At 70.5% G+C, this 23,053-nt stretch carries 21 protein-coding genes and 1 pseudogene; 15 read left to right on the plus strand and 7 right to left on the minus strand.

Going from position 1 to position 23,053, the window contains the following annotated elements; genetic code table 11:
• Positions 1 to 17: 17 nt before the first annotated feature.
• Positions 18 to 1,193, plus strand: a complete 1,176-nt coding sequence (ftsY, locus tag AB0N02_RS40245) for a signal recognition particle-docking protein FtsY (protein WP_363958327.1) — start codon at positions 18 to 20, stop codon at positions 1,191 to 1,193.
• A gap of 93 nt (positions 1,194 to 1,286) precedes the next feature.
• On the opposite strand, the gene AB0N02_RS40250 is transcribed toward ftsY, so the two are convergent.
• Genes AB0N02_RS40250 through AB0N02_RS40260 form a run of 3 tightly spaced genes read right to left on the minus strand, consistent with a single transcriptional unit; the run spans position 1,287 to position 4,365 of the window.
• On the minus strand, positions 1,287 to 2,087 hold the full coding sequence (locus AB0N02_RS40250) for an ABC transporter ATP-binding protein (protein WP_363958330.1): 801 nt from the start codon (positions 2,085 to 2,087) through the stop codon (positions 1,287 to 1,289).
• Positions 2,084 to 3,226, minus strand: coding sequence for an iron chelate uptake ABC transporter family permease subunit (locus tag AB0N02_RS40255; protein ID WP_363958332.1), 1,143 nt, complete (start codon positions 3,224 to 3,226; stop codon positions 2,084 to 2,086). Before AB0N02_RS40255 ends, AB0N02_RS40250 begins: the two co-directional genes overlap by 4 nt.
• Positions 3,223 to 4,365, minus strand: a complete 1,143-nt coding sequence (locus AB0N02_RS40260) for an iron ABC transporter permease (protein WP_363958335.1) — start codon at positions 4,363 to 4,365, stop codon at positions 3,223 to 3,225. The genes AB0N02_RS40255 and AB0N02_RS40260 overlap by 4 nt, the downstream gene beginning before the upstream one ends.
• 150 nt (positions 4,366 to 4,515) lie before the next feature.
• On the opposite strand from AB0N02_RS40260, the gene AB0N02_RS40265 reads away from it, so the two are divergent.
• Positions 4,516 to 5,535 carry an iron-siderophore ABC transporter substrate-binding protein gene (locus tag AB0N02_RS40265; protein ID WP_363958338.1) on the plus strand — a complete coding sequence of 340 codons (1,020 nt, stop codon included), beginning with the start codon at positions 4,516 to 4,518 and terminating at the stop codon, positions 5,533 to 5,535.
• Between the two features lie 133 nt (positions 5,536 to 5,668).
• On the opposite strand, the gene AB0N02_RS40270 is transcribed toward AB0N02_RS40265, so the two are convergent.
• Entirely contained in the window at positions 5,669 to 6,745 is a 1,077-nt protein-coding gene (locus tag AB0N02_RS40270) for a PLP-dependent cysteine synthase family protein (RefSeq protein WP_363958341.1), read from the minus strand.
• Positions 6,746 to 7,027: 282 nt separating this feature from the next.
• Here AB0N02_RS40270 and AB0N02_RS40275 point away from each other — a divergent pair, with 282 nt between their 5' ends.
• Positions 7,028 to 7,615, plus strand: coding sequence for a sigma-70 family RNA polymerase sigma factor (locus AB0N02_RS40275; RefSeq protein ID WP_363958344.1), 588 nt, complete (start codon positions 7,028 to 7,030; stop codon positions 7,613 to 7,615).
• A gap of 41 nt (positions 7,616 to 7,656) precedes the next feature.
• On the opposite strand, the gene AB0N02_RS40280 is transcribed toward AB0N02_RS40275, so the two are convergent.
• Positions 7,657 to 8,493, minus strand: a complete 837-nt coding sequence (locus AB0N02_RS40280; RefSeq protein WP_363958346.1) for an EamA family transporter — start codon at positions 8,491 to 8,493, stop codon at positions 7,657 to 7,659.
• A gap of 86 nt (positions 8,494 to 8,579) precedes the next feature.
• Between AB0N02_RS40280 and AB0N02_RS40285 the strand changes: the two genes are divergently transcribed.
• The 8 genes and pseudogenes from AB0N02_RS40285 (at position 8,580) to fmdA (ending at position 14,159) form a co-directional block, all read left to right on the plus strand.
• On the plus strand, positions 8,580 to 9,155 hold the full coding sequence (locus AB0N02_RS40285; RefSeq protein WP_363958349.1) for an XRE family transcriptional regulator: 576 nt from the start codon (positions 8,580 to 8,582) through the stop codon (positions 9,153 to 9,155).
• 156 nt (positions 9,156 to 9,311) lie between these two features.
• Positions 9,312 to 9,626, plus strand: coding sequence for a hypothetical protein (locus AB0N02_RS40290; RefSeq protein ID WP_363958352.1), 315 nt, complete (start codon positions 9,312 to 9,314; stop codon positions 9,624 to 9,626).
• Positions 9,627 to 9,647: 21 nt separating this feature from the next.
• On the plus strand, positions 9,648 to 10,526 hold the full coding sequence (locus AB0N02_RS40295) for a polysaccharide deacetylase family protein (RefSeq protein ID WP_363958355.1): 879 nt from the start codon (positions 9,648 to 9,650) through the stop codon (positions 10,524 to 10,526).
• Positions 10,527 to 10,556: 30 nt separating this feature from the next.
• The gene (locus AB0N02_RS40300) at positions 10,557 to 11,192 is read left to right on the plus strand and encodes a DUF2461 domain-containing protein (protein WP_363958358.1); all 636 of its coding nucleotides are present in this window, start codon (positions 10,557 to 10,559) and stop codon (positions 11,190 to 11,192) included.
• Positions 11,193 to 11,522: 330 nt separating this feature from the next.
• Positions 11,523 to 11,648, plus strand: a pseudogene (locus tag AB0N02_RS40305) (zinc ribbon domain-containing protein); the annotation flags it as partial.
• 15 nt (positions 11,649 to 11,663) lie between these two features.
• A complete protein-coding gene (locus tag AB0N02_RS40310) occupies positions 11,664 to 11,801 on the plus strand; it encodes a hypothetical protein (RefSeq protein ID WP_363958397.1) in 138 nt (45 codons plus the stop codon).
• 321 nt (positions 11,802 to 12,122) lie between these two features.
• Entirely contained in the window at positions 12,123 to 12,785 is a 663-nt protein-coding gene (locus AB0N02_RS40315) for an AmiS/UreI family transporter (protein WP_363958361.1), read from the plus strand.
• A gap of 126 nt (positions 12,786 to 12,911) precedes the next feature.
• Entirely contained in the window at positions 12,912 to 14,159 is a 1,248-nt protein-coding gene (gene fmdA / locus AB0N02_RS40320) for a formamidase (RefSeq protein ID WP_363958364.1), read from the plus strand.
• A gap of 100 nt (positions 14,160 to 14,259) precedes the next feature.
• On the opposite strand, the gene AB0N02_RS40325 is transcribed toward fmdA, so the two are convergent.
• Entirely contained in the window at positions 14,260 to 14,613 is a 354-nt protein-coding gene (locus tag AB0N02_RS40325; protein WP_363958367.1) for a DUF397 domain-containing protein, read from the minus strand.
• An 857-nt stretch (positions 14,614 to 15,470) separates the two neighbouring features.
• Entirely contained in the window at positions 15,471 to 17,324 is a 1,854-nt protein-coding gene (gene typA, locus AB0N02_RS40330; RefSeq protein ID WP_363958370.1) for a translational GTPase TypA, read from the minus strand.
• A gap of 186 nt (positions 17,325 to 17,510) precedes the next feature.
• Here typA and AB0N02_RS40335 point away from each other — a divergent pair, with 186 nt between their 5' ends.
• From AB0N02_RS40335 to AB0N02_RS40350, 4 genes are all read left to right on the plus strand, one after another.
• Positions 17,511 to 18,575, plus strand: a complete 1,065-nt coding sequence (locus AB0N02_RS40335; RefSeq protein WP_363958372.1) for a hypothetical protein — start codon at positions 17,511 to 17,513, stop codon at positions 18,573 to 18,575.
• A gap of 47 nt (positions 18,576 to 18,622) precedes the next feature.
• Complete coding sequence (locus tag AB0N02_RS40340) at positions 18,623 to 19,405, plus strand: alpha/beta fold hydrolase (protein ID WP_363958375.1); 783 nt, start codon at positions 18,623 to 18,625, stop codon at positions 19,403 to 19,405.
• A gap of 80 nt (positions 19,406 to 19,485) precedes the next feature.
• Positions 19,486 to 21,585 (plus strand): phosphate acetyltransferase, encoded by a 2,100-nt coding sequence (gene pta / locus AB0N02_RS40345; RefSeq protein WP_363958378.1) that lies wholly within the window; start codon positions 19,486 to 19,488, stop codon positions 21,583 to 21,585.
• 82 nt (positions 21,586 to 21,667) lie between these two features.
• Entirely contained in the window at positions 21,668 to 22,843 is a 1,176-nt protein-coding gene (locus tag AB0N02_RS40350) for an acetate kinase (RefSeq protein ID WP_363958380.1), read from the plus strand.
• Positions 22,844 to 23,053: the final 210 nt, after the last annotated feature.

Consider the following 23,053-nt stretch of genomic DNA (forward strand, 5'->3'; position numbering starts at 1 on the left):
TGGAACACTGTGGTCTTGTGGAAGCCTATCTCGGCATAATCGCGATCATTGTCGTTGTCGCCCTGCTGGCGGCGGGCGGCATGTTCCTGCTGCTCAGGCCAAGAGGCAAGTCGGCACCCCCGGTCGAGCCCCCGGAGGTGCGGCCGGTTCCCGGGGAGCAGGCGCCGCCCGCGGGAATCGCCCAGGACGACGGCGGGGCGACCACCACCCTTCCTCCGCCGGTCAAACCGGCCGAGCCCATGGTCGTTCCCCCGGCCATCGAGATCCCGCCGCCCTCCGCCGGGCGGATGGTACGGCTGCGCGCCCGTCTGGCCCGCTCGCAGAGCACCCTCGGCAAGGGCCTGCTCGACCTGCTCTCGCGGGACCGTCTCGACGACGACACGTGGGAGGAGATCGAGGAGACCCTCATCACCGCCGACGTCGGCATCGCCCCCACGCAGACGATGGTCGAGGAGCTGCGGACCAAGGTGAAGGTGCTGGGCAGCCGGACGCCCGCCGAGGTGCGCGGGCTGCTCAAGGAGGAGCTGCTCGCCCAGATCGGCCCGGACACCGACCGCACCCTGCACGTCAAGCCGCACGGCGAACGCCCGGCCGTGGTGCTGGTCGTCGGCGTCAACGGCACCGGCAAGACCACGACCACCGGCAAGCTGGCCCGTTCCCTCGTCGGCGACGGCAACAAGGTCGTGCTCGGCGCGGCCGACACCTTCCGCGCCGCCGCGGCCGACCAGCTCCAGACCTGGGGCGACCGGGTCGGGGCCGAGGTCGTGCGCGGCCCCGAGGGCGGCGACCCCGCCTCGGTGGCCTTCGACGCCGTGGCCAAGGGCATCGAGGACAAGGTCGGCGTGGTCATCGTGGACACCGCGGGCCGGTTGCACACCAAGACGGGCCTGATGGACGAGCTGGGCAAGGTCAAGCGCGTCATCGAGAAGAAGGCCACGGTCGACGAGGTCCTGCTCGTCCTCGACGCGACCACCGGTCAGAACGGCATGCGTCAGGCCCGGGTGTTCGCCGAGGTCGTGGACGTCACCGGCATCGCGCTGACCAAGCTCGACGGCACGGCCAAGGGCGGCATCATCATCTCCGTCCAGCGTGAGCTGGGCGTCCCGGTCAAGCTCGTCGGTCTCGGCGAGGGGCCGGACGACCTGGCCCCGTTCGACCCCGAGGTCTTCGTGGACGCGCTCCTCGGCGACTGAGGCCCGCCTTCCGGGACTCCCGCCCGGCCTCGGCCCGGCGGGAGGGCTCCGGCACCGGCCGCCGGGAGCTCCGGTGGCCGGTGCCCGCGGTTCTCAGGACCGCTTCGCGACGGCGGGCAGGGTGCCGACGGGGACCACCAGCGGGGTGCCGGCCACCGGGTCCTCGATGACCTTGGCGTCCAGGTCGAAGACCTCCGCCAGCAGCGCCTCGGTGAGGACGTCGCCGGGAGGTCCGGCGGCGATGATCACGCCGTCGCGCATGGCGACCAGGTGATCGGTGTAGCGGGCGGCCAGGTTGAGGTCGTGCAGGACCATGACCACGGTACGGCCGAGCTCGGCGTTGAGCCGCCGGACGAGCTCCAGGACCTCGATCTGGTGGGACAGATCGAGGAAGGTCGTCGGCTCGTCGAGCAGCAGCAGGTCGGTGCCCTGGGCCAGGGCCATCGAGATCCAGGCGCGCTGGCGCTGCCCGCCGGACAGCTCGTCCAGCGGGCGTTCGCCCAGGTCGAGCAGGCCGGTCATGGATAGCGCCTCGCTGACCGCCGACTCGTCGCCGGACGACCACTGCCGGTACCACGTCTGGTGCGGGTGCCGTCCCCTGGCCACCAGGTCGGCCACGGTCAGCCCCTCGGGGGCGGTCGGCGCCTGCGGCAGCACCCCCAGGATCTTCGCCACCTCCTTGGTCGGCATCCTGTCGATGCGCTTGCCGTCCAGCAGCACCTCGCCGCCGGAGGGCTTCAGCAGCCGTCCCAGCGCGCGCAGCAGCGTCGACTTGCCGCACCCGTTCGGTCCGATGATCGTGGTCACCGTTCCGGCCTCGATCCCGAGATCGAGCCCGTCGACGATGACGCGGTCGCCGTATCCGAGCTTGACGTCGACGGCTCGTAGTCTCAAGAGCGTCCCTTTCTGCGTGCGCGAATGAGGAGATGGATCAGGTAGGGGGCGCCGAGGACCGCGGTCACCACACCGACCGGCAGCTCGACGGGGCTGAACGCGCTCCGCGCGACCAGGTCGGCGGCGGCCGTGAGGACGGCGCCGGTGAGCGCGGAGACGACCAGCGGGGGCCGGGCGACACCGGTCAGGCGCAGCGCGATCTGCGGGGAGGCCAGGGCGACGAAGGCGATGGGGCCGGCCGCCGCCGTCGCGACCGAGGCGAGCAGTACGGCGGCCAGGATCATCAGGCTCCTGGAGAGGTTGGGCCGTACCCCCAGGCCGGTCACGGTGTCGTCGCCGAAGCGCAGGGCGCCGAGGGAGCGGGTGCCGATCAGGGTCGGCGGGACGAGCACGGCGAGCGCGACGGCGACGGGGAGCACGTGCTCCCAGCCCCTGCCGTTCAGCGAACCGCTGATCCAGACCATGGCCCGGCCGCTGTCGGTGACGTCGCCGACGGTCAGCAGCCAGTACTTGACGTTGGTGAACACCGCGGAGACGCCGATGCCGACGAGCACCAGGCGGTAGCCGTCCAGGCCTCCGCGCCAGGCCAGCGTGTAGACGGCCAGCGCTCCGGCCAGGCCGCCGAGCAGGGACAGCAGCGGGATGCCCAGCGTGGCCAGCGTGCCGCCGGCGCCGCCCGCCGCGCTCGACGTGGCCACGATGACCGCGACCACGCTCACGCTGGCCCCCGTGGTCACGCCGAGGACGTCGGGGCTGGCCAGCGGGTTGCGGGCGATGGCCTGGACGATCGCGCCCGCCAGGGCGAGCGCCGCGCCGACGAGGACGCCGGTCAGCGCGCGGGGGAGCCGGAGCTCCATCACGACGAAGTGGTTCGGGCCGTCTCCGACGACGGCCCCGGCCACGTCGGCCACGCTCATCGGGATGTCGCCGATCCGCATGCCGAGCGCCATCAGCAGCGCGGCCGCGGCCAGCAGGACCAGCGCCACGACGACGGAGCGCGGCCGCAGGGACCAGGAGACGGGGCCGGCGCGCAGCGGCCGTTCGCCGGGGAGCCCGCGGGGCGCCACGGCCCGGCGGGCGGTGTCCCCGCCGACGTCGCGGGAGGCGTTCCGGGAGGTGTTCCGGGGGGTGGCGCTCACAGCCGGACCGGCTTCCTGCGGCGGACCAGGGCGACGAAGAAGGGGGCGCCGAGCAGGGCGAGCACCACCCCGACCTCCAGTTCACCGGGCCGGGCCACCACCCTGCCGACCACGTCGGCCAGCAGCAGGGCGACGGCGCCCGCCAGGCCCGAGTACGGCAGCAGCCAGCGGTGGTCGGCTCCGGACAGCGGGCGGGTCAGGTGCGGGACCATCAGGCCGAGGAACGCCAGCGAGCCGCAGGCCGCCACCGAGGCGCCGCTGAGCAGCGTGATCGCGGCGACGCCGACGGCGCGGGTCGCGGTGACGTTCTGGCCGAGGGCGCGGGCCACGTCCTCGCCGAGGGACAGCGCGTTGAGCCCGGGGGTGTTGAGCAGCGCGAGGAGCAGCCCGGCCGCGACGAACGGGAGCACCTGCCAGGCGACCTCGGCGTCCCGGCCCGCGATCGAGCCCGCCTGCCAGAAGCGGAAGACGTCCATGGCCCGCTGGTCCATGAGGACGATGGCCGAGGTGAGCGCGTAGAGGAAGGCGCTGACCGCCGTTCCGGCCAGGGCCAGGGTCACCGGGGTCGGCCCGCCGCGCCCGCCGACCATGCCGAGGGCGAAGACCCCCACGCTGGCGATGAGGGCCCCGGCCAGGCCGAACCAGATGTGGCCGTGCGGCCCGGTGACGCCGAGCACCATGATGGCTAGCACCATCGCGAACGCGGCGCCCTGGGTGACGCCGAGCAGTCCGGGGTCGGCCAGCGGGTTGCGGGTGTGGCCCTGCATGAGCGCGCCCGCGACGCCCAGCGCGATCCCGGCCAGGACGCCGACGGCCGTGCGGGGCAGGCGCAGCGACCGCACGACGATGTCGTTCTCGGCGCCGGTCCGGGCGCCGCCCTGACCCGTCAGCGCGTGCCACACGTCGCCGGGCGGTACCGGCTTCGCGCCGATCATGAGGCTCAGCGCGACCGCGACCAGGAGGGCGGCGAACAGCCCGGCCAGGACGAGCGCGCGGCGTCCGCCGGTCTTCCGGCGCCCCTTGGGCGACGAGCCGGGGGAGGCAACGGACGGGCCGGGAACCGATGACGGGCCGGGAACCGACGGGCCCGGTGGGGGGTCGGGCCAGGAAGACCGCGAGGTGGCCGCCGCTGTGCTCACCGCCGCTCCTCTCGTTCGCCGGACTCCGCGGTCCGGACGCCGGCCCCTGGGGCCGGGGCCTGGAGGCCGCTTGCCGGGCCCCGGACGAGTATGCCAGTTTAGGCATGCCTAATCTAATTTAGGTATGCCTTACCTTTTAGGGAGTTTTCGATGAGAGCGTTGCGTGCCCTGGCGGTCGGGGTGAGCGGAACCGTACTGTCCGTGGGGCTGGCCGCCTGCGGGACGGGCGGCACCGGCGCCGCGACGGGCGCGACGGGCGCCGCCACCGGTGCGGCGCCCACCCAGGCGGGCGACGCGGCGGTGTTCCCCCGGACGGTGAAGCACGCCATGGGGGAGACGGTGATCCCCGCCAGGCCGGTCCGGGTCGTGGCCCTCGACCAGAGCTTCGTCGACGCGGTGCTCACCCTCGACACGGACGTCGTCGGCTTCACCACCTACCGGGCGATCGACGACAAGCTCCCCGACTACCTGGCCCCGGTCCTCGGCCACGCCAAGGAGGCCAGGTCCGTCGGCACTCTGGAGCAGCCGAGCCTGGAGCAGATCGTCGCGCTCAAGCCCGACCTGATCGTCTCGGCGAAGGTCCGTCACGAGGCGCTGTACGACAAGCTGTCGAAGATCGCGCCGACCGTGTTCAGCGAGACCACCGGCGCGATCTGGAAGGAGAACCTCAGGCTCATGGGGCAGACCCTGGGCAAGGAGGATCTCGCCGAGCAGAGGATCAAGGCCTACCAGGACCGCGCGGCCAGGATCGGCGCCTCCGTCAAGGAGAAGGAGGGCAAGCTGCCGACCGTCACCGTCGCCCGCTTCGCCGGAGAGCCGACCGTCCGTCTCTACGTGGAGAACTCCTACTCCGGGCTGGTGCTGAAGGACGTCGGTTTCCCGCGTCCCGAGGGGCAGCCGACCACGACCGAGACAATCATGGTCGAGATCAGCCAGGAGAACATCCTCCAGCTCGACTCCGACCACATCTTCGTCGCGGCCTATCCCGACCCGGCGGTCGAGCCGATCAAGAAGAAGTTCGAGTCCAATCCGCTCTGGGGCAGGCTCAAGGGCGCCAAGCACGACGTCAGCGACGTCACCTGGATGAGCGCGGTCGGCATCCAGGGCGCCCATGCCATCCTCGACGACGTGGCCAAGGTCTTCGGGGTCGATCCCGCCAGGACGTCCTGACCCGGGGTGGGGCTCCGGCGTGGCGGGGCGGGAGTGACGGGGCGGCCCCCTGACCGGCCGGGCGTGGTCGGGGGCCGGGGAGACCCGGGGTCCGACGGCCGGTCCGGGGCTGGATGGTTCAGGGCCGGGTGGTTCAGGGCCGGGACAGGAAGTCCCTCAGCTCCTCCATGTGCGGGGCGATGTCCAGGCCGTGCGCGGCCAGCCAGGCGTCGTCGTCGTACGTGCCGCGATAGCGCTCGCCGCCGTCGCAGATGAGGGTGACGACACTGCCCCGCTCGCCCGCCTCGCGCATCTCCTCCAGGATCTGTACGGCCGCCGCGACGTTGGTCCCGGTCGAGCCGCCGACGTCGCGCCCCGTCACCTCGCGGACCCAGCGCATGGCCGCGATGGACCGGGCGTCGGGGACCTGGATCATGCGGTCGATCACGGTGGGCATGAAGGACGGCTCGACCCGGGGGCGGCCGATGCCCTCGATGCGGGAGCCGGGGGCGGTGACGGACGCCTCGCCGCTGCTCCAGGAGGGGTAGAAGGCCGACCCCTCCGGGTCGACCACGGCCAGGCGGGTCGGGTGGCGCCGGTAGCGGATGTAGCGGCCGATGGTCGAGGAGGTGCCGCCGGTTCCCGCGCCCACCACGATCCACGCGGGCTCCGGGTGGGGCTCCATCTCCATCTGCTGGAAGATGCTCTCGGCGATGTTGTTGTTGCCGCGCCAGTCGGTGGCCCGCTCGGCGTAGGTGAACTGGTCCATGAAGTGGCCGCCGGTCTCGGCCGCCAGCCGGTGCGACTCCTCGTAGATCGTTCCCGGGTCGTGCACGAGGTGGCACTTGCCGCCGTAGAACTCGATCAGGGAGATCTTCTCCGGAGAGGTGGAGTCCGGCATCACCGCGATGAAGGGCAGGCCGACGAGCCGGGCGAAGTAGGCCTCGCTCACCGCCGTCGAGCCGCTGGAGGCCTCGACGACCGTGGTCGAGGGGCCGATCCAGCCGTTCGCCAGGCCGTACAGGAAAAGGGAACGTGCCAGCCGGTGCTTGAGGGAACCGGTCGGGTGGACGGACTCGTCTTTCAAGTAGAGGTTTACCCCCCACTGCGTGGGAAGCGGGAAGACGTGGAGATGGGTGTCGCAGCTTCGATGGGCGTCGGCCTCGACGCGACGGATGGCCTCGGCCACCCAGGCGCGGGTATGAGAGTCATGCCTGTCCACGTATTCCATGCCCTCAAAGGTATCGTGAGCTGGGCTTATGTGATGCTGGACACAACCTCGGCGATATTTGGAGGGAGATGTTACGATAATGAGACTTGTCCGGCTGTAGGGCGTGTCGTACCCGCCCTCGAAGCAGCCCATGATCAACCCTCTGACCAGGCAGAACGGCTCTTAACGGCCCGCTTACGGGGCGCCTGCGAGCATTCAGCAAGCCGTTGGAAGGGGCGCGTCGTGCCTGTGCCGGACGGTAGCGGGGGAATCAGTACAAGGGGGAAGAAGCACGTGATCACGATGACCGAAGAGCAGCGCCAGGATTGGTTCGAGCGCGATGTCGTGCCGGTCACCAACCAGCTCTACGCGTCCGCGATGCGTTTGACCCGCAACTCCGCCGATGCCGAGGACCTCGTACAGGAGACGGTCACCAAGGCCTTCACCTCTTATCACCAGTTCCGCGAGGGCACCAACCTCAAGGCCTGGCTGCACCGGATCCTCACCAACAACTTCATCAACGACTACCGCAAGAAGCAGCGTTCGCCCAAGCTCTCGGCGACCGAGGAGATCGAGGACTGGCAGCTCGCCGCCGCCGAGTCCCACATGTCCTCCGGGCTCAAGTCCGCCGAGACCGAGGCGCTGGAGCAGCTGCCCGACAGCGCCGTGATGAACGCCCTGCGCTCGCTGCCCGAGGACTTCCGGGTCGCCGTCTACCTGGCCGACGTCGAGGGCTTCGCCTACAAGGAGATCGCCGAGCGCATGGGCACGCCCATCGGCACCGTCATGTCCCGGCTGCACCGGGGCCGTCGCCAGCTCAGGACCCTGCTGGAGGACTACGCCCGCGAGGAGGGCGCGCTCAGGCTGCCCGAGCAGCGTCAGGCCGCCTGACCGTTCCGCCCGGCCCGCGGCCGTCAACGCCACCGCTCCGCTCAGCCCGCGGCTATCAACGCCACCGCGGCCAGGGTGAAGCCGATTCCCGTCATCTGGACGGCGTTGAGCCGCTCCTTGAGCACGTATCTGGCCAGCACCAGGGTGCTCGCCGGGTAGAGCGAGACCAGGACGCCGACGAGGCTCAGCAGGCCGCGCTGCTGGGCGAGCATGAACAGCACGTTGGCCGCCATGTCGAGGGCTCCGGCCGCCAGGATGATCCGCAGCGCGCCCGCCCCGGGGCGCAGGGTGCTGCGGGTGGCCAGGGCCAGCAGGGCGATGAGGGTGATCGAGACCAGCCGGGCTCCGAACAGGGGCCACATTCCGGAGTCCCCGGGGGTCTGGGCGAGCAGGACGAAGAAGCCGCCGAAGCCCGCGCCCGCGGCGAGCGAGGTCAGGACGGGACCGTGGCCCCGTTCCGCCGCGACGGGTGAGGAGTCGCGGCTCACCAGCAGCACCGCGACCAGCGCGAGCGCCACGCCGGCCAGTGCCGTCGCCTCGGGGCGTTCCCCGGTGGCCAGGCCGAACAGCACCGGTAGCGCGGCCGAGGTGGTCGCGGTGACGGGGGCGACCACGGACATCACCCCGGTGGCCAGCGCCCGGTAGAACAGCACCAGCCCGGCGGCGCCGGAGACCCCGGAGGCCATGCCCCAGACGAGCGCCTCGCCGGTGAGGGCGCCGGGCAGGAGTGGCATCAGCGCCACCACCAGGGCCAGGCCGGCCGACTGGGAGAGCACCACGACGGCCAGCACACGTGATCTGCGGGTGGCCAGGCCGCCGAAGAAGTCGGCCGTGCCGTAGACCACCGCGCAGAGCGTCGCCAGCACCACAGCGGTCACGCTTCCCCCCGGTTCAATGGATTGCACTATTAGTGCAATATATATCAGGATAATATACTGCACTCAGTGCTCACTACACTGTCCTCATGGATCCAGAGACGATCACCGCCGCGGTCGCGAACAACGTGCGGGCCCAGCGGGCGCACCGGCAGATGACGCTCGACGAGCTCGCCGCGCGTTCGGGGGTGAGCCGGGGCATGCTCGTCCAGGTCGAGCAGGGGCGGACCAACCCCAGCATCACCACGCTCACCCGCATCGCCGACGCGCTCGGCGTGACGGTGGCCCGGATGGTCGAGGTGTCGGACACCCCTGTGGTGCGGGTGGTCCAGGCGGCCGACGTCGTCACCTTCCCGCACGGGACCGCGAGCTCGGCCCGGCTGCTGGTCGGCAGCGACGCGCCGTCGATCTTGGAGCTGTGGGACTGGCGTCTGGCTCCGGGTGAGCACCACGACGGCGACGCCCATCCGCCGGGCACCAGGGAGATGCTCACCGTGCTGGAGGGGGAGCTCACCCTGTCGGTGTACGGCAAGAGCCACGTCATCGGCGTCGACGACGCCGTCGTGTTCTGCGCGGACCGGCCGCACAGGTACGCCAACCGGGGGGAGGGGCCCCTGCGCTTCGTGATGGTCGTCACGGAACCTCGTGGGACGCCCGACCAATAGTGGCGAACGGGTGTCGGCGAACAGTCCGGAGTCGCATCATTACACTATGTCGCTTTCGCTGCCTCCTGCCGGCGTGCCGAGTCCGCCGGTCGACGGGGGCGTTCCCCGGCCGTGCGGTCCGCGCAGAACACGACGGCGTCGCCGGGGAGGTGACGGGTGAGCGAGTTCGCCGCGGCGGCGGAGGCGATAGACAGGCTCCGCGCCGAGCTGACGGGGCTCGGCGTCACCGGTGTCCACGAGATCGGCAACGACGGCACCCTGTCCGTGTGGATCGGGCTTGTCGTCCGGTTCCGGGATGGTTTCTACAGGTGGCAGGAGGGACAGGTGAAACGGCGTCATCTGGGCACTGATCCCGAGGGATGTGCCATTCGTGTGGCGCGTCGTTATGCGGAACTACAGTCCGATGTCCCATCCTGGTGGGAGGAACTGGCCAAGATCCTGCGGGGGGACGTGGCCGAGGATTATCCGTAGTTCCCCGCCTGGTTCGCGGGGGTGGACGTGCGGCTGTGGATCGTTCCATTCGCTCTGCTGCTCCTAGGGGCCGGGGGGTGCGGCACCTCGGCCGTCCTGCTGGACAGCGAGGGGGAGCCGTCCGCGTCCTCGTGGGCGTCACCGTCTCCGTCCCCGCCCTTCGACCCCGAGGAACTCGCCGACAGACTGGTCGGCCTCCAGCCGCAGTGGCCGAGGAACACCCTCCCGAGGTCCCCGGGGGCGCGCGGGATCAACTGCAGGCGGGTCAGGTGCGTGGCGCTGACCTTCGACGACGGGCCGGGGGAGTACACCGGCAGGCTGCTGGACATCCTCGCCAGGCACCGGGCCAGGGCGACCTTCTTCGTGCTGGGCAGGATGGCCGCCGAGGACCGGGGGGAGAACCTCCGCCGGATGGTGACCGAGGGACACGAGATCGGCAACCACACCTGGAACCACCTGCCGCTCACCCAGCTGTCGCCGGGAAGGATCAGGTTCGAGCTGGTCAACACCCAGAAGGTCGTCAGGAGGCTGACCGGGGTCCGGATGACCGTCATGCGGCCGCCGTACGGGTCCACCAACGCCAAGGTCGCCGCCGAGGCGCGCCGGGAGGGGCTCGCCCAGGTGCTGTGGGACGTCGACACCCTCGACTGGCGTGACCGCAACCCCTCGCTCGTCACGCAGCGCGCGACCCAGACCGGGCCCGGCTCCATCGTGCTCATGCACGACATCCACCCCACCACCGTCGAGGCCGTCCCGGCGATCCTCGACCAGTTCGCCAAGCGGGGCTACGCGTTCGTGACCCTCTCCGAGCTGTACGGCGTCCGCCGCCTGATCCCCGGCAGGCAGTACACCAGCCAGAAGGACGGCATACGGGGGACTCCGCCCGCCGCGATCCCGTGATTGTCGGTGGCCGGTGGCACCATGGGCGGCATGGGTTTCACCGGCTTCCCCGACGAGGCGTTCATGTTCTACGAGGGCCTGGAGGCCGACAACTCCAAGTCCTACTGGACCCGGCACCGGCAGGTCTACGAGGAGGCGGTGAAGGCCCCGATGGCCGCGCTGGGCGCGGCACTGGAGGCGGAGTTCGGGCGGGTGCACCTGTTCCGCCCCAACCGCGACGTCCGCTTCGCCAGGGACAAGTCGCCCTACAAGACGCACCAGGGGGCCTACATCGCCACCGGCGAGGCCATCGGCTACTACCTCCAGATCGACGCCGCCGGGCTCGACGTCGGGGCGGGCCTCTACGCCGCGCAGGGAGGCCGGCTGGCCCGTTACCGTCAGGCGGTCGACGAGGAGATCAGCGGCGTGCCGCTGGAGAAGATCGTGGCCGAGGCGCGCGCGGCGGGTTACGTGATCGACGGTGACCGCCTCAAGACGCGCCCCAGGGGCGTTCCCGACGAACATCCCCGGCTCGACCTGCTGCGCCACAGATCCCTGCACGCCGGTCGTGGCTTCGAGCTCGCGCCCTGGGTGCACACCCCCGAGGTCCTCGACCGGGTGCGCGCCGTCTGGCGTGATCTCGTTCCGCTCGTCGAGTGGCTCACCGTCCACCTGCCGACCGACTGAGGCCCCGCGTCGGGCACTCGCCGGTGAGCACCGGGCGAGTGCCGCCCGGACGGGCGGGCTCGTCCGGGGCATCGTCGGGGCACCATCAGGGCATCGTCAGGGCACCGTATTCCCTCGGTCTTTGTTCGTTTACGGCATGACGGCCCTCGACCGGCTATCCGGCGTTTTCCGCATATCACGCAATAAGGGGGGCCTTCCCCGGGCCTTGACAGGTCAGCCCGATTTCGGATACCCCGGAAAGGTGGCTCCGCACCACCGTAGATCCACGATGCCGTCAGCCGGAGAGCCGGAAAGGGATGTCCTGATCTCCGGGTAAGCGGGGAGGTGCTTGTGGCAACCTATGAATATATTTGTATGGATTGTGGGCGATTTGATGTTCACCTTCCGATAGGAAGCGCACCGCCGTCCTGTGACTGCTCCACCTGCGGGCGCGATGCCCGTCGCGTTTTCTCTCCGCCGAACTTCTCGTGGATGCCCGCGGCGCTGTCGGCCGCGTTCACCCGCGAGGAGCGCAGCGCGGACGCGCCCGAAGTCGTCACCGGCCTGCCACGCCGGCAGCGCGCCCCCCGGCCACCCCACCCGGCGCTGGCCCGCCTGCCCCGGCCGTAACGGGCGACGAACGGATCCGCGAACGCGCGAGCGCGCGGACAACGGGATCACGTGAGCGACGGAGCCAACACAACAGCGACCGAGCACGGAACAACGCGTCCACGCGCGCCCGGCTCCGTGATGTCCGACGTCGATGCCCGATGTTGATGTCCGGCGTCGATGTCCGGCGTTCACGGGAGCGGGGCCGGACGCGGCACCGCCCGCACATCCGGGACACGTCCGGTGGACGACGGCCGGAACACGGGCGGAGACAGCCGGGCCGCGCCGTACGACGTGCGCGGGCACGCGGCTGACAACCGCCCGTCACGGACACTAGGGGGTGTGCCATCGGTGGGAAACGTCGGACTGCTCTACGTCGGTGCGGTGCTTTTCCTCAACGGGTTGATGCTGCTGGGGAAGGTCGATGCGCGGGCCGCGGCCATTTTCAACCTCTTCGTCGGGGCACTGCAGGTGGTCACGCCGACCGTCCTGATCATCGCCGCGGGTGACAGCAGGGCCGCGGTACTCGGCGCCTCGGGGATCTTCCTGTTCGGCTTCACCTACCTCTACGTGGGCGTCGGCCTGCTCGGCGGGTTCGACAGCACGGGGGTCGGTTACTTCTCGCTGTTCGTGGCCATCATGGCGCTCGGCTACTCGTTCATCAACTTCCGGGATCTCAATGACAAGCCCTTCGGCGTCATCTGGCTCTACTGGTCGTTCCTGTGGCTGCTGTTCTTCCTGCTGCTGGGCCTGAAACGTGAGCACCTGACCGCCTACACGGGCTGGGTGGCGGCGATCGAGGGCTGGGTCACCGCGGCCATCCCGTCCTTCCTCCTGCTCGCCGGTTACTGGCAGGGCTGGAACCAGACCGTCCTGGCCATAGTCCTCGCCGTGTTCGGCGTGGTGGTGTTCGGCGGCCTGTGGGTGCTGATGAGGCGGGGTGTCCTGCCCGGCGGCCCCGCCAGGACCGGCCCCGCCGGCGGGGAGACGATCACCGCGCACTAGGCCGTCCGCCGTCCGCCGGGCCCGTGTACCGGGACCGCGCGAGAGGCGACGCGGGGAGCAGGAGGGGAGGTGATGCGACCTGCGGATATCCGATCATCGGCTACGTGTTCGTGAGAAGGAGTTGTCATGCCGAAAGTCGTGTTCACTGTGGATCAGTCGAGGTCAATGCGTGATCAGGATGTACCGGGTCACAACCGATGGCACCCGGACATACCCGTGGCCACCATGGTGCGCCCCGGAGACGTGTTCCGTGTCGAGTGCCGTGAGTGGACGGACGCCCAGCTGAAGAACAACGACTCGTCGAACGACGTGCGGGACGTCGACCTGACCCTCGCGCACATGCTGAGCGGGCCCATCGGCGTGGAGGGGGCCGAACCGGGCGACCTCCTGGTGGTCGACATCCTGGACCTCGGCCCGGTTCCCCAGGAGACCGGTGACGTACCGGGACAGGGGTGGGGCTACACCGGCATATTCGCCAAGGTGAACGGCGGCGGCTTCCTGACCGACTACTTCCCCGACGCCTACAAGGCGATCTGGGATTTCAACGGCATATTCGCCACATCGCGCCACCTGCCCGGCATCAGGTACGCCGGCATCACCCACCCCGGACTGTTCGGCACGGCGCCGTCGGCGGAACTGCTCGCCAGCTGGAACCGGCGGGAGCAGGCGCTCATCGACACCGACCCCAACCGGGTTCCGGCGCTGGGGCTGCCGCCCCTGGCGGACAACGCCCTCGCCGGGACGGCGACCGGTGAGGTGGCCGACCGGATCGCCCGTGAGGGAGCCCGTACGGTTCCCGCGCGGGAGAACGGCGGCAACCACGACATCAAGAACTTCACCCGGGGAGCACGCGTCTTCTTCCCCGTCTACGTGAAGGACGCCAAGCTCTCAGGTGGGGACCTGCACTTCAGCCAGGGCGACGGTGAGATCACCTTCTGCGGGGCGATCGAGATGGGCGGCTTCGTCGACTTCCACATCGACCTCATCAAGGGAGGCATGGAGAAGTACGGCGTCAGCACCAACCCGATCTTCATGCCGGGAAACGTCGAGCCGCGTTACTCGGAGTTCCTGTCGTTCATCGGCATCTCCGTCGACCATGACACGAACACGAACTACTACCTCGACGCCACGGTCGCCTACCGCCGGGCCTGCCTCAACGCCATCGAATATCTCAAGAGGTGGGGTTACACCGGGGAGCAGGCGTACCTGCTCCTGGGCTCCGCGCCCATCGAGGGCCGGATCAGCGGGGTCGTCGACATCCCCAACGCGTGCTGCTCGCTCTACCTGCCCACGGAGATCTTCGACTTCGACGTCCGCCCGAACGCGGAGGGACCCGTCAAGAAGGACCGCGGTCAGTGTGCGGTGACGTCCTGACCGAAGACCGTGAAGAGGGCGCGGTGGCGGCCTTTTCGCGGGAGAACCCCCGGCGATGGGGCCGGGGGTTCTCCGTCCGTCCCGGGGGTGTGGCCGATGCTCACCCGGCCGTCAGGGACCGCCCGGCGGTCCCGGTGTGCTCGATGAGTCCGGTGTGCTCGATGGGGCCGTGCTCTGCGGGTCCGGTGTGCTCGGCGGGCGCGAAAGCGGACCCGAGATCGGATCCGGGGCCGGGTTCGGTGGCCTTCACCCCGTCGAGGAAGGCCCGCCACGCGGCGGGAGTGAAGTAGAGCACGGGGCCCGTGGGGTCCTTGCTGTCGCGGACGACATGGCATGCCTCCCGTTTGTGCTCTGGACGCCGTACGGCGACGCCGAGTTCGGCGACCTCGACGCAGTCGCCCCCGTTGGGGCTGCTGAAGCTCGACTTCCGCCACGGGAGATTGCTCAGGTCCATTTCTGCTCCGCCATTCTCTTGGTGTGATCCGTCTGCATGTCGAGCGGTAATTCTCGGACGCGGGCAGCCTCAAATGGCCCCACTACCCCCCGAAACCATTAGGCGGTTCGACGATGAACCGATGATGAGGTCGCGAACGCCGTTTCCGAACACGCTACCTCGATTCCGCCCCACAGGACGGCGATATCGCCCGCTCGACCAGGTACGCCCCGCCCGTCCCCCTTCTAAAGGGCACCATTTCGGGGGAAAAGTACGAGGCCGGTAAGCGATCACTTCTGTGGGACGGCCGATGTTCTCGCACGACGGCGGAGAGGTGCGGAGAAAACGGCCATTCGAATCGGCGCCCGCCGCAAGGCCGTGAACCCGGTGGCCGGGGCACCGCCCGGGGAGCCGGAATTCGTCCTCCCGGGGCGGGCGGGCCGTACCGCCGGAGCTCAGGTGAGCAGGGGTACGAGCACGGCGAAGATCAACCAGGCGAGCGACAGGGCCAGATAAGCCGGGCCGGTCATGAAACGCATCACCGGATCCCTCCTTTCGGTGAGGATCCTGCCCGATGGCTCTTGGAGAAGGGTTGGACCTGGCTGGATGCGCCGCTCACGGGCTCGGGGCGGCGGGAAGGGTCGCGGGGCGGCGGGAAGGGTCGCGGGCGGCGGGGAAAGCGGGACGCCAGGGAAGGGAAAAGGGGCACGGGAACGCCGATAAAGCAGATAAAAAAGAAAGAAAAGGGGAAATGGCGGAAAAAGGAGAAATCACAAGAAAAACGCCGGGGTGCCGGACCTTCAGGTCCGGCACCCCGGCGTCGGTGGAACTCCCCGGGCGGGCTCGGGCGGGCCGAGTGCTCCGGGCGGGCCGGACGGTCAGTTGGCGCGCTTGGCCCGGGCGGCGGACCTGCCGCGGGTCGCGGCGTCCAGGACGACCTTGCGGATGCGCACGTTCTCCGGGGTGATCTCCACGCACTCGTCCTCGCGGATGAACTCCAGCGCCTGCTCCAGCGAGAGCTGGCGCGGCGGGATGACCTTCTCGGTCTCGTCCGCGGTCGAGGAGCGCATGTTGGTGAGCTTCTTCTCCTTGGTGATGTTCACGTCCATGTCGTCGGAGCGCGAGTTCTCACCGACGATCATGCCCTCGTAGACCTCGGTGGTCGGCGAGACGAACAGCACGCCGCGCTCCTGGAGGTTCAGCATCGCGAACGCGGTCACCGGGCCCGAGCGGTCGGCGACCAGCGAGCCGTTGTTGCGGGTGCGCAGCTCGCCGAACCACGGCTCGTAGGCCTCGAAGACGTGGTGCACCAGGCCGGTGCCGCGGGTCTCGGTGAGGAACTCGGTCCGGAAGCCGATCAGGCCGCGGGCCGGGACCACGAACTCCATCCGGATCCAGCCGGTGCCGTGGTTGGTCATGTGCTCCATCCGGCCCTTGCGCACGGCCAGCAGCTGCGTCACGGCACCGAGGTACTCCTCCGGGCAGTCGACGGTCAGGCGCTCGACCGGCTCGTGCACCTTGCCGTCGACGACCTTGGTGACCACCTGGGGCTTGCCGACGGTCAGCTCGTAGCCCTCGCGGCGCATCTGCTCGACCAGGATGGCCAGCGCCAGCTCGCCACGGCCCTGGACCTCCCAGGCGTCGGGCCGGTCGGTCGGCAGGACGCGCAGCGACACGTTGCCGACGAGCTCCTTGTCGAGCCGGTCCTTGACCATGCGGGCGGTGACCTTGGCGCCCTTGACCTTGCCGACCAGCGGCGAGGTGTTGGTGCCGATGGTCATCGAGATCGCGGGCTCGTCCACCGTGATCAGCGGCAGCGGGCGCGGATCCTCGGGGTCGGCCAGGGTCTCGCCGATCATGATGTCCGGGATGCCGGCGATCGCGATGATGTCGCCGGGACCAGCCTCCTCGGCGGGCTTGCGCTCCAGCGCCTCGGTCATCAGCAGCTCGGTGATCTTCACCTTCTGGATGGTGCCGTCGGTACGGCACCAGGCGACCTGCTGGCCCTTCTTGATGGTGCCCTGGTGGACCCGGCAGAGCGCGATCCGGCCCAGGTAGGACGAGGCGTCCAGGTTGGTGACGTGCGCCTGCAGCGGGGCGTCCGGGTCGTAGGTCGGAGCCGGGATCGTCTCCTTGATGACCTCGAAGAGCGGCTCGAGGTCCTCGGAGTCGGGCATCCCGCCGTCGGCGGGCCGGTTCAGCGAGGCGCGGCCGGCCTTGGCCGAGGCGTAGACGATCGGGAAGTCGATCTGCTCCTCGGTGGCGTCCAGGTCGATGAAGAGCTCGTAGACCTCGTCCACGACCTCCTTGATCCGGGCGTCGGGGCGGTCGACCTTGTTGATGCACAGGATGACCGGCATCTTGGCGGCGAACGCCTTGCGCAGCACGAAGCGCGTCTGCGGCAGTGGACCCTCGGAGGCGTCGACCAGCAGCACGACGCCGTCCACCATCGACAGGCCGCGCTCGACCTCGCCGCCGAAGTCGGCGTGACCGGGGGTGTCGATGATGTTGAGAATCATGTCACCGTGCTTGACGGCGGTGTTCTTCGCGAGAATGGTGATGCCCTTCTCGCGCTCCAGGTCGTTGGAGTCCATGACACGGTCATCAACATCCTGGTTTGCCCGGAACGCACCGGACTGCCAGAGCATGGCATCCACGAGAGTGGTCTTGCCGTGGTCGACGTGCGCGATGATCGCGATGTTCCGCAGGTCATCGCGGCTGTTCAAAGGCATGTTGGAATCTCACTCTGTGATCGTGGAGGCTGGCCGCGGACCGTGCGGCCTCCCCATTTTAGTTGATCCGAACAATCACTCTCACGTCCCCGCCGGACGAAGGCCCTCTGTTCACCCCGGGGACATCCTTTCGACGTACGGCTCGGCCCTTTTCTCCGGTATGGCGAGCTGACACAATCCACTTTCGTGGCAGCCGACGTAGATCATGTTCGACGTCTGTGCACCCGCGGAGACTTCCCCTGGGCGCACTCCTATGTCTCCCGTCTGATCGCCGACCGTCCCGGCGAGCCCGAGCCGCTCCTGCTGCGCGCGATGGTCCACGCTCACCAGGGCGACCCGGCGGCGGCCCGCCGTGACCTGGCCCTGGCCGACGACGCCGGAGGCACCGGAGGCACCGGAGACGCGGGAGAGGCGGGAGGTGCGGGAGAGACGGGGGCGGTCCCGCTCCGCGCCGAGGTCGAGGCCCTGCTCTCCGCCCCGGAGGATCCGGTGGGCGGGTCCGCGAAGACGGGGCCGTGGCGGACGGCCGCCAACGCGCTCCTGGCGGCCGTCATCGTGGGGGTCTTCTTCGGGGTCGTGGACACGGCGCTGTACGGCGCGGGCAACGGGATCGCCGACGCGCTCGGCCTGGCCCGGGAGGAGGGCGGTGGTTCCTTTCCCACGACGCTGATCGTCCTCGGCATGGTCGCTCTCCTGCGCCTGCTCGACTGGGCCGTCAAGGCCCGGTTCCGTCAGGACGGGATCCGTGCCGACCTGCGCCGCCGTCGTGACCGGGCCAGGGCGACGGCCGAGGGGTTCGACGACGACAACATGCGGCTCAACGCCGGAGTCCTCGCGTCCTTCCTGTGCGTGGTGCCGATGTCCTTCCCGGTTCCGGAGATGGTCGGGCTCCCGGCGCTGTCGCCGGTCTGGCCGGTCCTGGTCGTCGCCGCCCTCGCCGGGTGGATCTGCTCGCGCGTCGGCCTGCGGCAGGTCGGACGGGCCTTCCGGCTCAGCCGGCTGACGGTCGTCCACACCGTCGTGCTCCTCGGGTGGACCGCCGTGTTCGTGGCCGGGCCCCGGTGGGCGAGCTCGCTGGACGGCGGTGTGGGGCCGTACCTGGTGGGCTGGGGCCTGGGCGGCTGGCTGCCGTCGCTTCCCTTCCTCATCGCGGGACAGCGCCGGCTGAGACGTGAGGGGCGGCTCCAGGTCCCCGCCCACTGGCGCGGGCCGAGGACCGGAACGCGGCGGGCCGCCGTGAAGGAGCGCTGAAGGGTCTCGGGAGAACGGCGGGGCCCGGCCGTCCTAAGCTCGAAGGCATGCCACTAGCGCCGTCGTTCGCCGTGATGCTCAGGACCGAGGACAACGTGCGGATCGACGCCGCGCACACCCCGCCGCGCGGACCGGGCGACCTGGGGATCGTGCTGGCGCACGGGTTCACCGGATCGCTCAGGGAAGGCCCCACGCGGCGGATCACCCACGTGCTCAGCGGGTTCGGCGGGGTGATCTCGTTCGACTTCCGGGGCCACGGCCGTTCGGGGGGCGAGTCGACCGTGGGGGACCGGGAGATCCTCGACCTGGACGCGGCGGTACGGCACGCCCGGACGATCGGCTACGGCAGGGTCGCCGTCGTCGGGTTCTCCATGGGCGGGGCGGTGGCCGTACGGCACGCGGGGTGGCGCGGAACGGACGCCGGGGACCGCCGCCGGGGCGGCGAGATCGACGCGGTGGTCACGGTCAGCGCGCCCGCCCGGTGGTACTACCGGGGAACCCGGCCGATGCGGCAGGTGCACTGGGCGATCGAGCGGCCGCTCGGACGCTGGGCCGCGCGGATCGGCAAGCGGACGCGGATCGGGAAGGGGGTGTGGGACCCGGTGCCGCCGGCCCCCCACGAGGCGGCCACGGCCATCTCGCCGACCCCGTTGCTGGTCGTCCACGGCGACGCCGACGCCTTCTTCCCCCTCGACCACGCCCACCAGATCTTCGACGCGGCCCGCGACCCCAAGGAGCTCTGGATCGAACCGGGATACGGTCACGCGGAGTCGGCGGCGACCCCCGGGCTGGTCCGCCGGATCGGCGCGTGGATCACGGCGAACTCCTGACACCCGGCGTTTCCCCGAAGGTGTTTTACTCCTTGATGACAGAGGTTTCCGGGGGGTAGAAAACCATAGAAGGGGCACGTATGCGCAGCATCTACGTGGCCGGCCTCGGGCGCGGAGACGGCAGGCAGATCGTCGAGCTGGGCCTGATGGAGTTGCTCGCCCGCCGCGTCGGCAGGACCGGGGTGTTCCGGCCGATCGTCAGGGACGGCGACCGCACGCTCGAACTGCTCGGCACCAGATACCGCCCGGCGACCTCGGCGATCGGCGTTACGGCCGAGGACGCCGCGGAGATCTACGCGCGCCACGGCACCGAGGAGCTCATCGCCCGGCTGGTCGCCCGCTTCCACACCCTGGAGCGGGAGTGCGACGCCCTGCTGGTGCTCGGCAGCTCCTTCGCCACCGACGACCTGCCGCGGGAACTGGCGTTCAACGCCCGTCTCGCCGCGGAGTTCGGCGCCCCGGTGATCGTGGTGGTGGGCGCGCACGGCGAGCGGGACACCGAGATCGCCATGGAGATGCGCACCGGATACCAGGTCTTCTCCGACCTCGGCAGCACGGTCCTGGCCGTGGTCGCCAACCGGGTGCCGGAGGGGATGACGGTCGAGCCGGAGCTGCCGGTGCCCTGCTACGTCATCCCGGAGCATCCCTCGCTGTCGGCGCCGACGGTCGCCCAGGTGCTCGGGGCGGTGGACGCCAAGCAGGTCCAGGGCGACGAGGAGGCACTGCGCAGGGACGTCCTCGGGTTCGTCTTCGGCGGGGCCACCCTGCCGGTGTTCCTGGAGCACCTGGCCGACGGGGGGCTGGTGATCACGCCGGGCGACCGCGCGGACCTGCTGCTCGCCTCGGTGGCCGCCGAGGCCGCCGGAACCGTCAGGCCGTCCGGCGTGGTCCTGACGCTGGGGGAGGAGCCGACGGAGGCGGTCAAGGCCATCACCGCCCGGCTGGCGCCGGGAATGCCGGTGCTGTCGGCCGCGGCGGACAGTTTCACCGTCGCCACCACCCTGGCCGGGCTCGAAGGACGGCTCACCGCCGACAACCCGCGCAAGGTCGACACCGCCCTCGGACATTTCGAGGCGCACGTGAACACCGCCGACCTGGCCGACCGGATCGAGCTGGCCCGCTCCGACCGGCTCACCCCGATGATGTTCGAGCACACCCTGCTGGAGCGGGCCAGGGCCCAGCGGCGCCACATCGTGCTGCCCGAGGGCGAGGAGGACCGGATCCTGCGGGCGGCCGACGTCCTGCTGCGGCGCGGCATCGTGGACCTCACCCTGCTGGGCCGGCCCGAGGTGGTCCGCCGACGGGTCGCCGACCTCGGCCTCGACCTGTCCGGCGCGACCGTCGTCGACCCGCTGACCTCCCCGCTGCGCGACTCCTTCGCCGAGGAGTACGCCCGGCTCAGGGCGCACAAGGGGATGACGCCCGAACGGGCGACGGAGGTGATGACCGACGTCAACTTCTTCGGCACGATGATGCTGCACCGGGGAGTGGTGGACGGCATGGTCTCCGGCGCCGCGCACACCACCGCCGCCACGATCCTGCCCGCGTTCCAGATCGTCAAGACGGTCCCCGGCACCTCGATCGTCTCCTCGGTGTTCTTCATGTGCCTGGCCGACAGGGTGCTCGTCTACGGCGACTGTGCGATCAACCCCGACCCCGACGCCGAGCGGCTCGCCGACATCGCCGTCTCCTCGGCCCGTACGGCGCGGCGCTTCGGCATCGAGCCGAGGGTCGCGATGCTGTCCTACTCGACCGGCCGCTCCGGTACCGGCGCCGACGTGGACAAGGTGCGCGAGGCCACCGCCCTGGTCATGGAGCGGGCACCGGACCTGCTGGTGGAGGGCCCGATCCAGTACGACGCCGCGGTCGATCCCAGGGTCGCGGCGGCCAAGCTGCCCGGTTCCCGGGGCGCGGGCCGGGCGACCGTGCTGATCTTCCCCGACCTGAACACCGGCAACAACACCTACAAGGCCGTCCAGCGCTCCGCCGGGGCCGTCGCGGTCGGACCGGTGCTCCAGGGGCTCCGCAGGCCGGTCAACGACCTGTCGCGGGGCGCGCTGGTCACCGACATCGTGAGCACCGTGGCCATCACCGCGATCCAGGCCCAGGAACGGCAGGACCAGGAGGCCCGGGAACGGCAGGACAAGGGGCGGGAACGGGAAGGGCGGGAGACGACGTGATGAGCGGGTCGCGGGAAGTGATGGGTGGTTCACCCCGAAGGCGGGGAAGGCGGCGGGCGGATCGCCCCGGAAGGGAGACACGGTGAGCCGGGTGCTGGTGCTCAACACCGGTTCGTCCTCCGTGAAGTACCGGCTGCTGGCCGGGGACGAGCGGCTGGCGTCCGGAATGGTCGAGCGGATCGGCGAGCCGGGCTCCCCGGTCGCCGACCACGAGGCGGCCCTGAAGATCGTCGCTACGGAGCTCGCGGACCGCGGGTTCGGGCTCGACTCCCCGGAGCTGACCGCCATCGGGCACCGGGTGGTGCACGGCGGCACGACCTTCACCGAGCCCACGCTGATCACCGACGAGGTGATCCGGAAGATCGAGGACCTCGTCCCGCTCGCGCCGCTGCACAACCCGGCCAACCTGGCGGGCATCGAGGTCGTCCGGCGGCTCCGCCCCGACCTGCCGCAGGTCGCGGTCTTCGACACCGCCTTCCACTCCACGATCTCCCCGGCCGCCGCGACCTACGCCATCGACCGGGAGGTGGCCGAGCGGCTGAGGATCCGCCGCTACGGCTTCCATGGCACGTCGCACGCCTACGTCTCCCGCGAGGCGGCCGCCGCCGTGGGCCGGCCGGGCGGCAACGTGATCGTGCTGCACCTGGGCAACGGGGCCAGCGCCTCCGCGGTCTCCGGCGGGCGCTGCCTGGAGACCTCGATGGGCATGACCCCGCTGGAGGGCCTCGTCATGGGGACCCGCAGCGGTGACCTCGATCCGGCGATCGTCGTCTACCTGGGGCGGGTCGCGGGCATGTCCCTCGACGAGATCGACACGCTGCTCAACCGCCGCAGCGGCATGCGCGGCCTGTGCGGGGACAACGACATGCGGGCCGTACAGGAGCGGCTCGCCGCCGGGGACCCGGACGCGGAGCTGGCCTTCTCGGTCTACTGCCACCGGCTGCGCAAGTATGTCGGCGCCTACTACGCCGTGCTCGGCACGGTGGACGTGATCGCGTTCACCGGGGGCGTGGGGGAGAACTCCCCGCTGGTCAGGCAGACCGCGCTGGACGGCCTCGAGGCGCTGGGCATCGCCGTCGACCCGGCCCGCAACGCGCGGGGCGAACGGATCGTCTCCCCCGACGGGGCGGCCGTGAAGGTCGCCGTGATCCCCACCGACGAGGAACTGGAGATCGCCCGACAGACGCTCGGAATTATTTCCCGCACCAATCGCGAACCAACCGCGAATAAATCACGTCTATCTCCATCAGATGGGTGAGAACCACCGGGAGAGGTCCACGGGACTCGGCCCTCCGCGTTCGGCGGGAGTCGTGGGACCTGCTCGGTCAGGTGGTCCAGCGTCGCGGGGGCGTGCTGGACCGTTCACCCGTCCGCGGGGAGGTGTTCGTACGGCTCCGCGGACCCGAGCTCAGCCCCGGGGACCCCGGCTGGAACCACCGCGGCGACCTGATCGGCCGGGCCCTGCGGC

Source organism: Streptosporangium sp. NPDC051022 (genome assembly GCF_040683035.1).
GTDB lineage: Bacteria > Actinomycetota > Actinomycetes > Streptosporangiales > Streptosporangiaceae > Streptosporangium.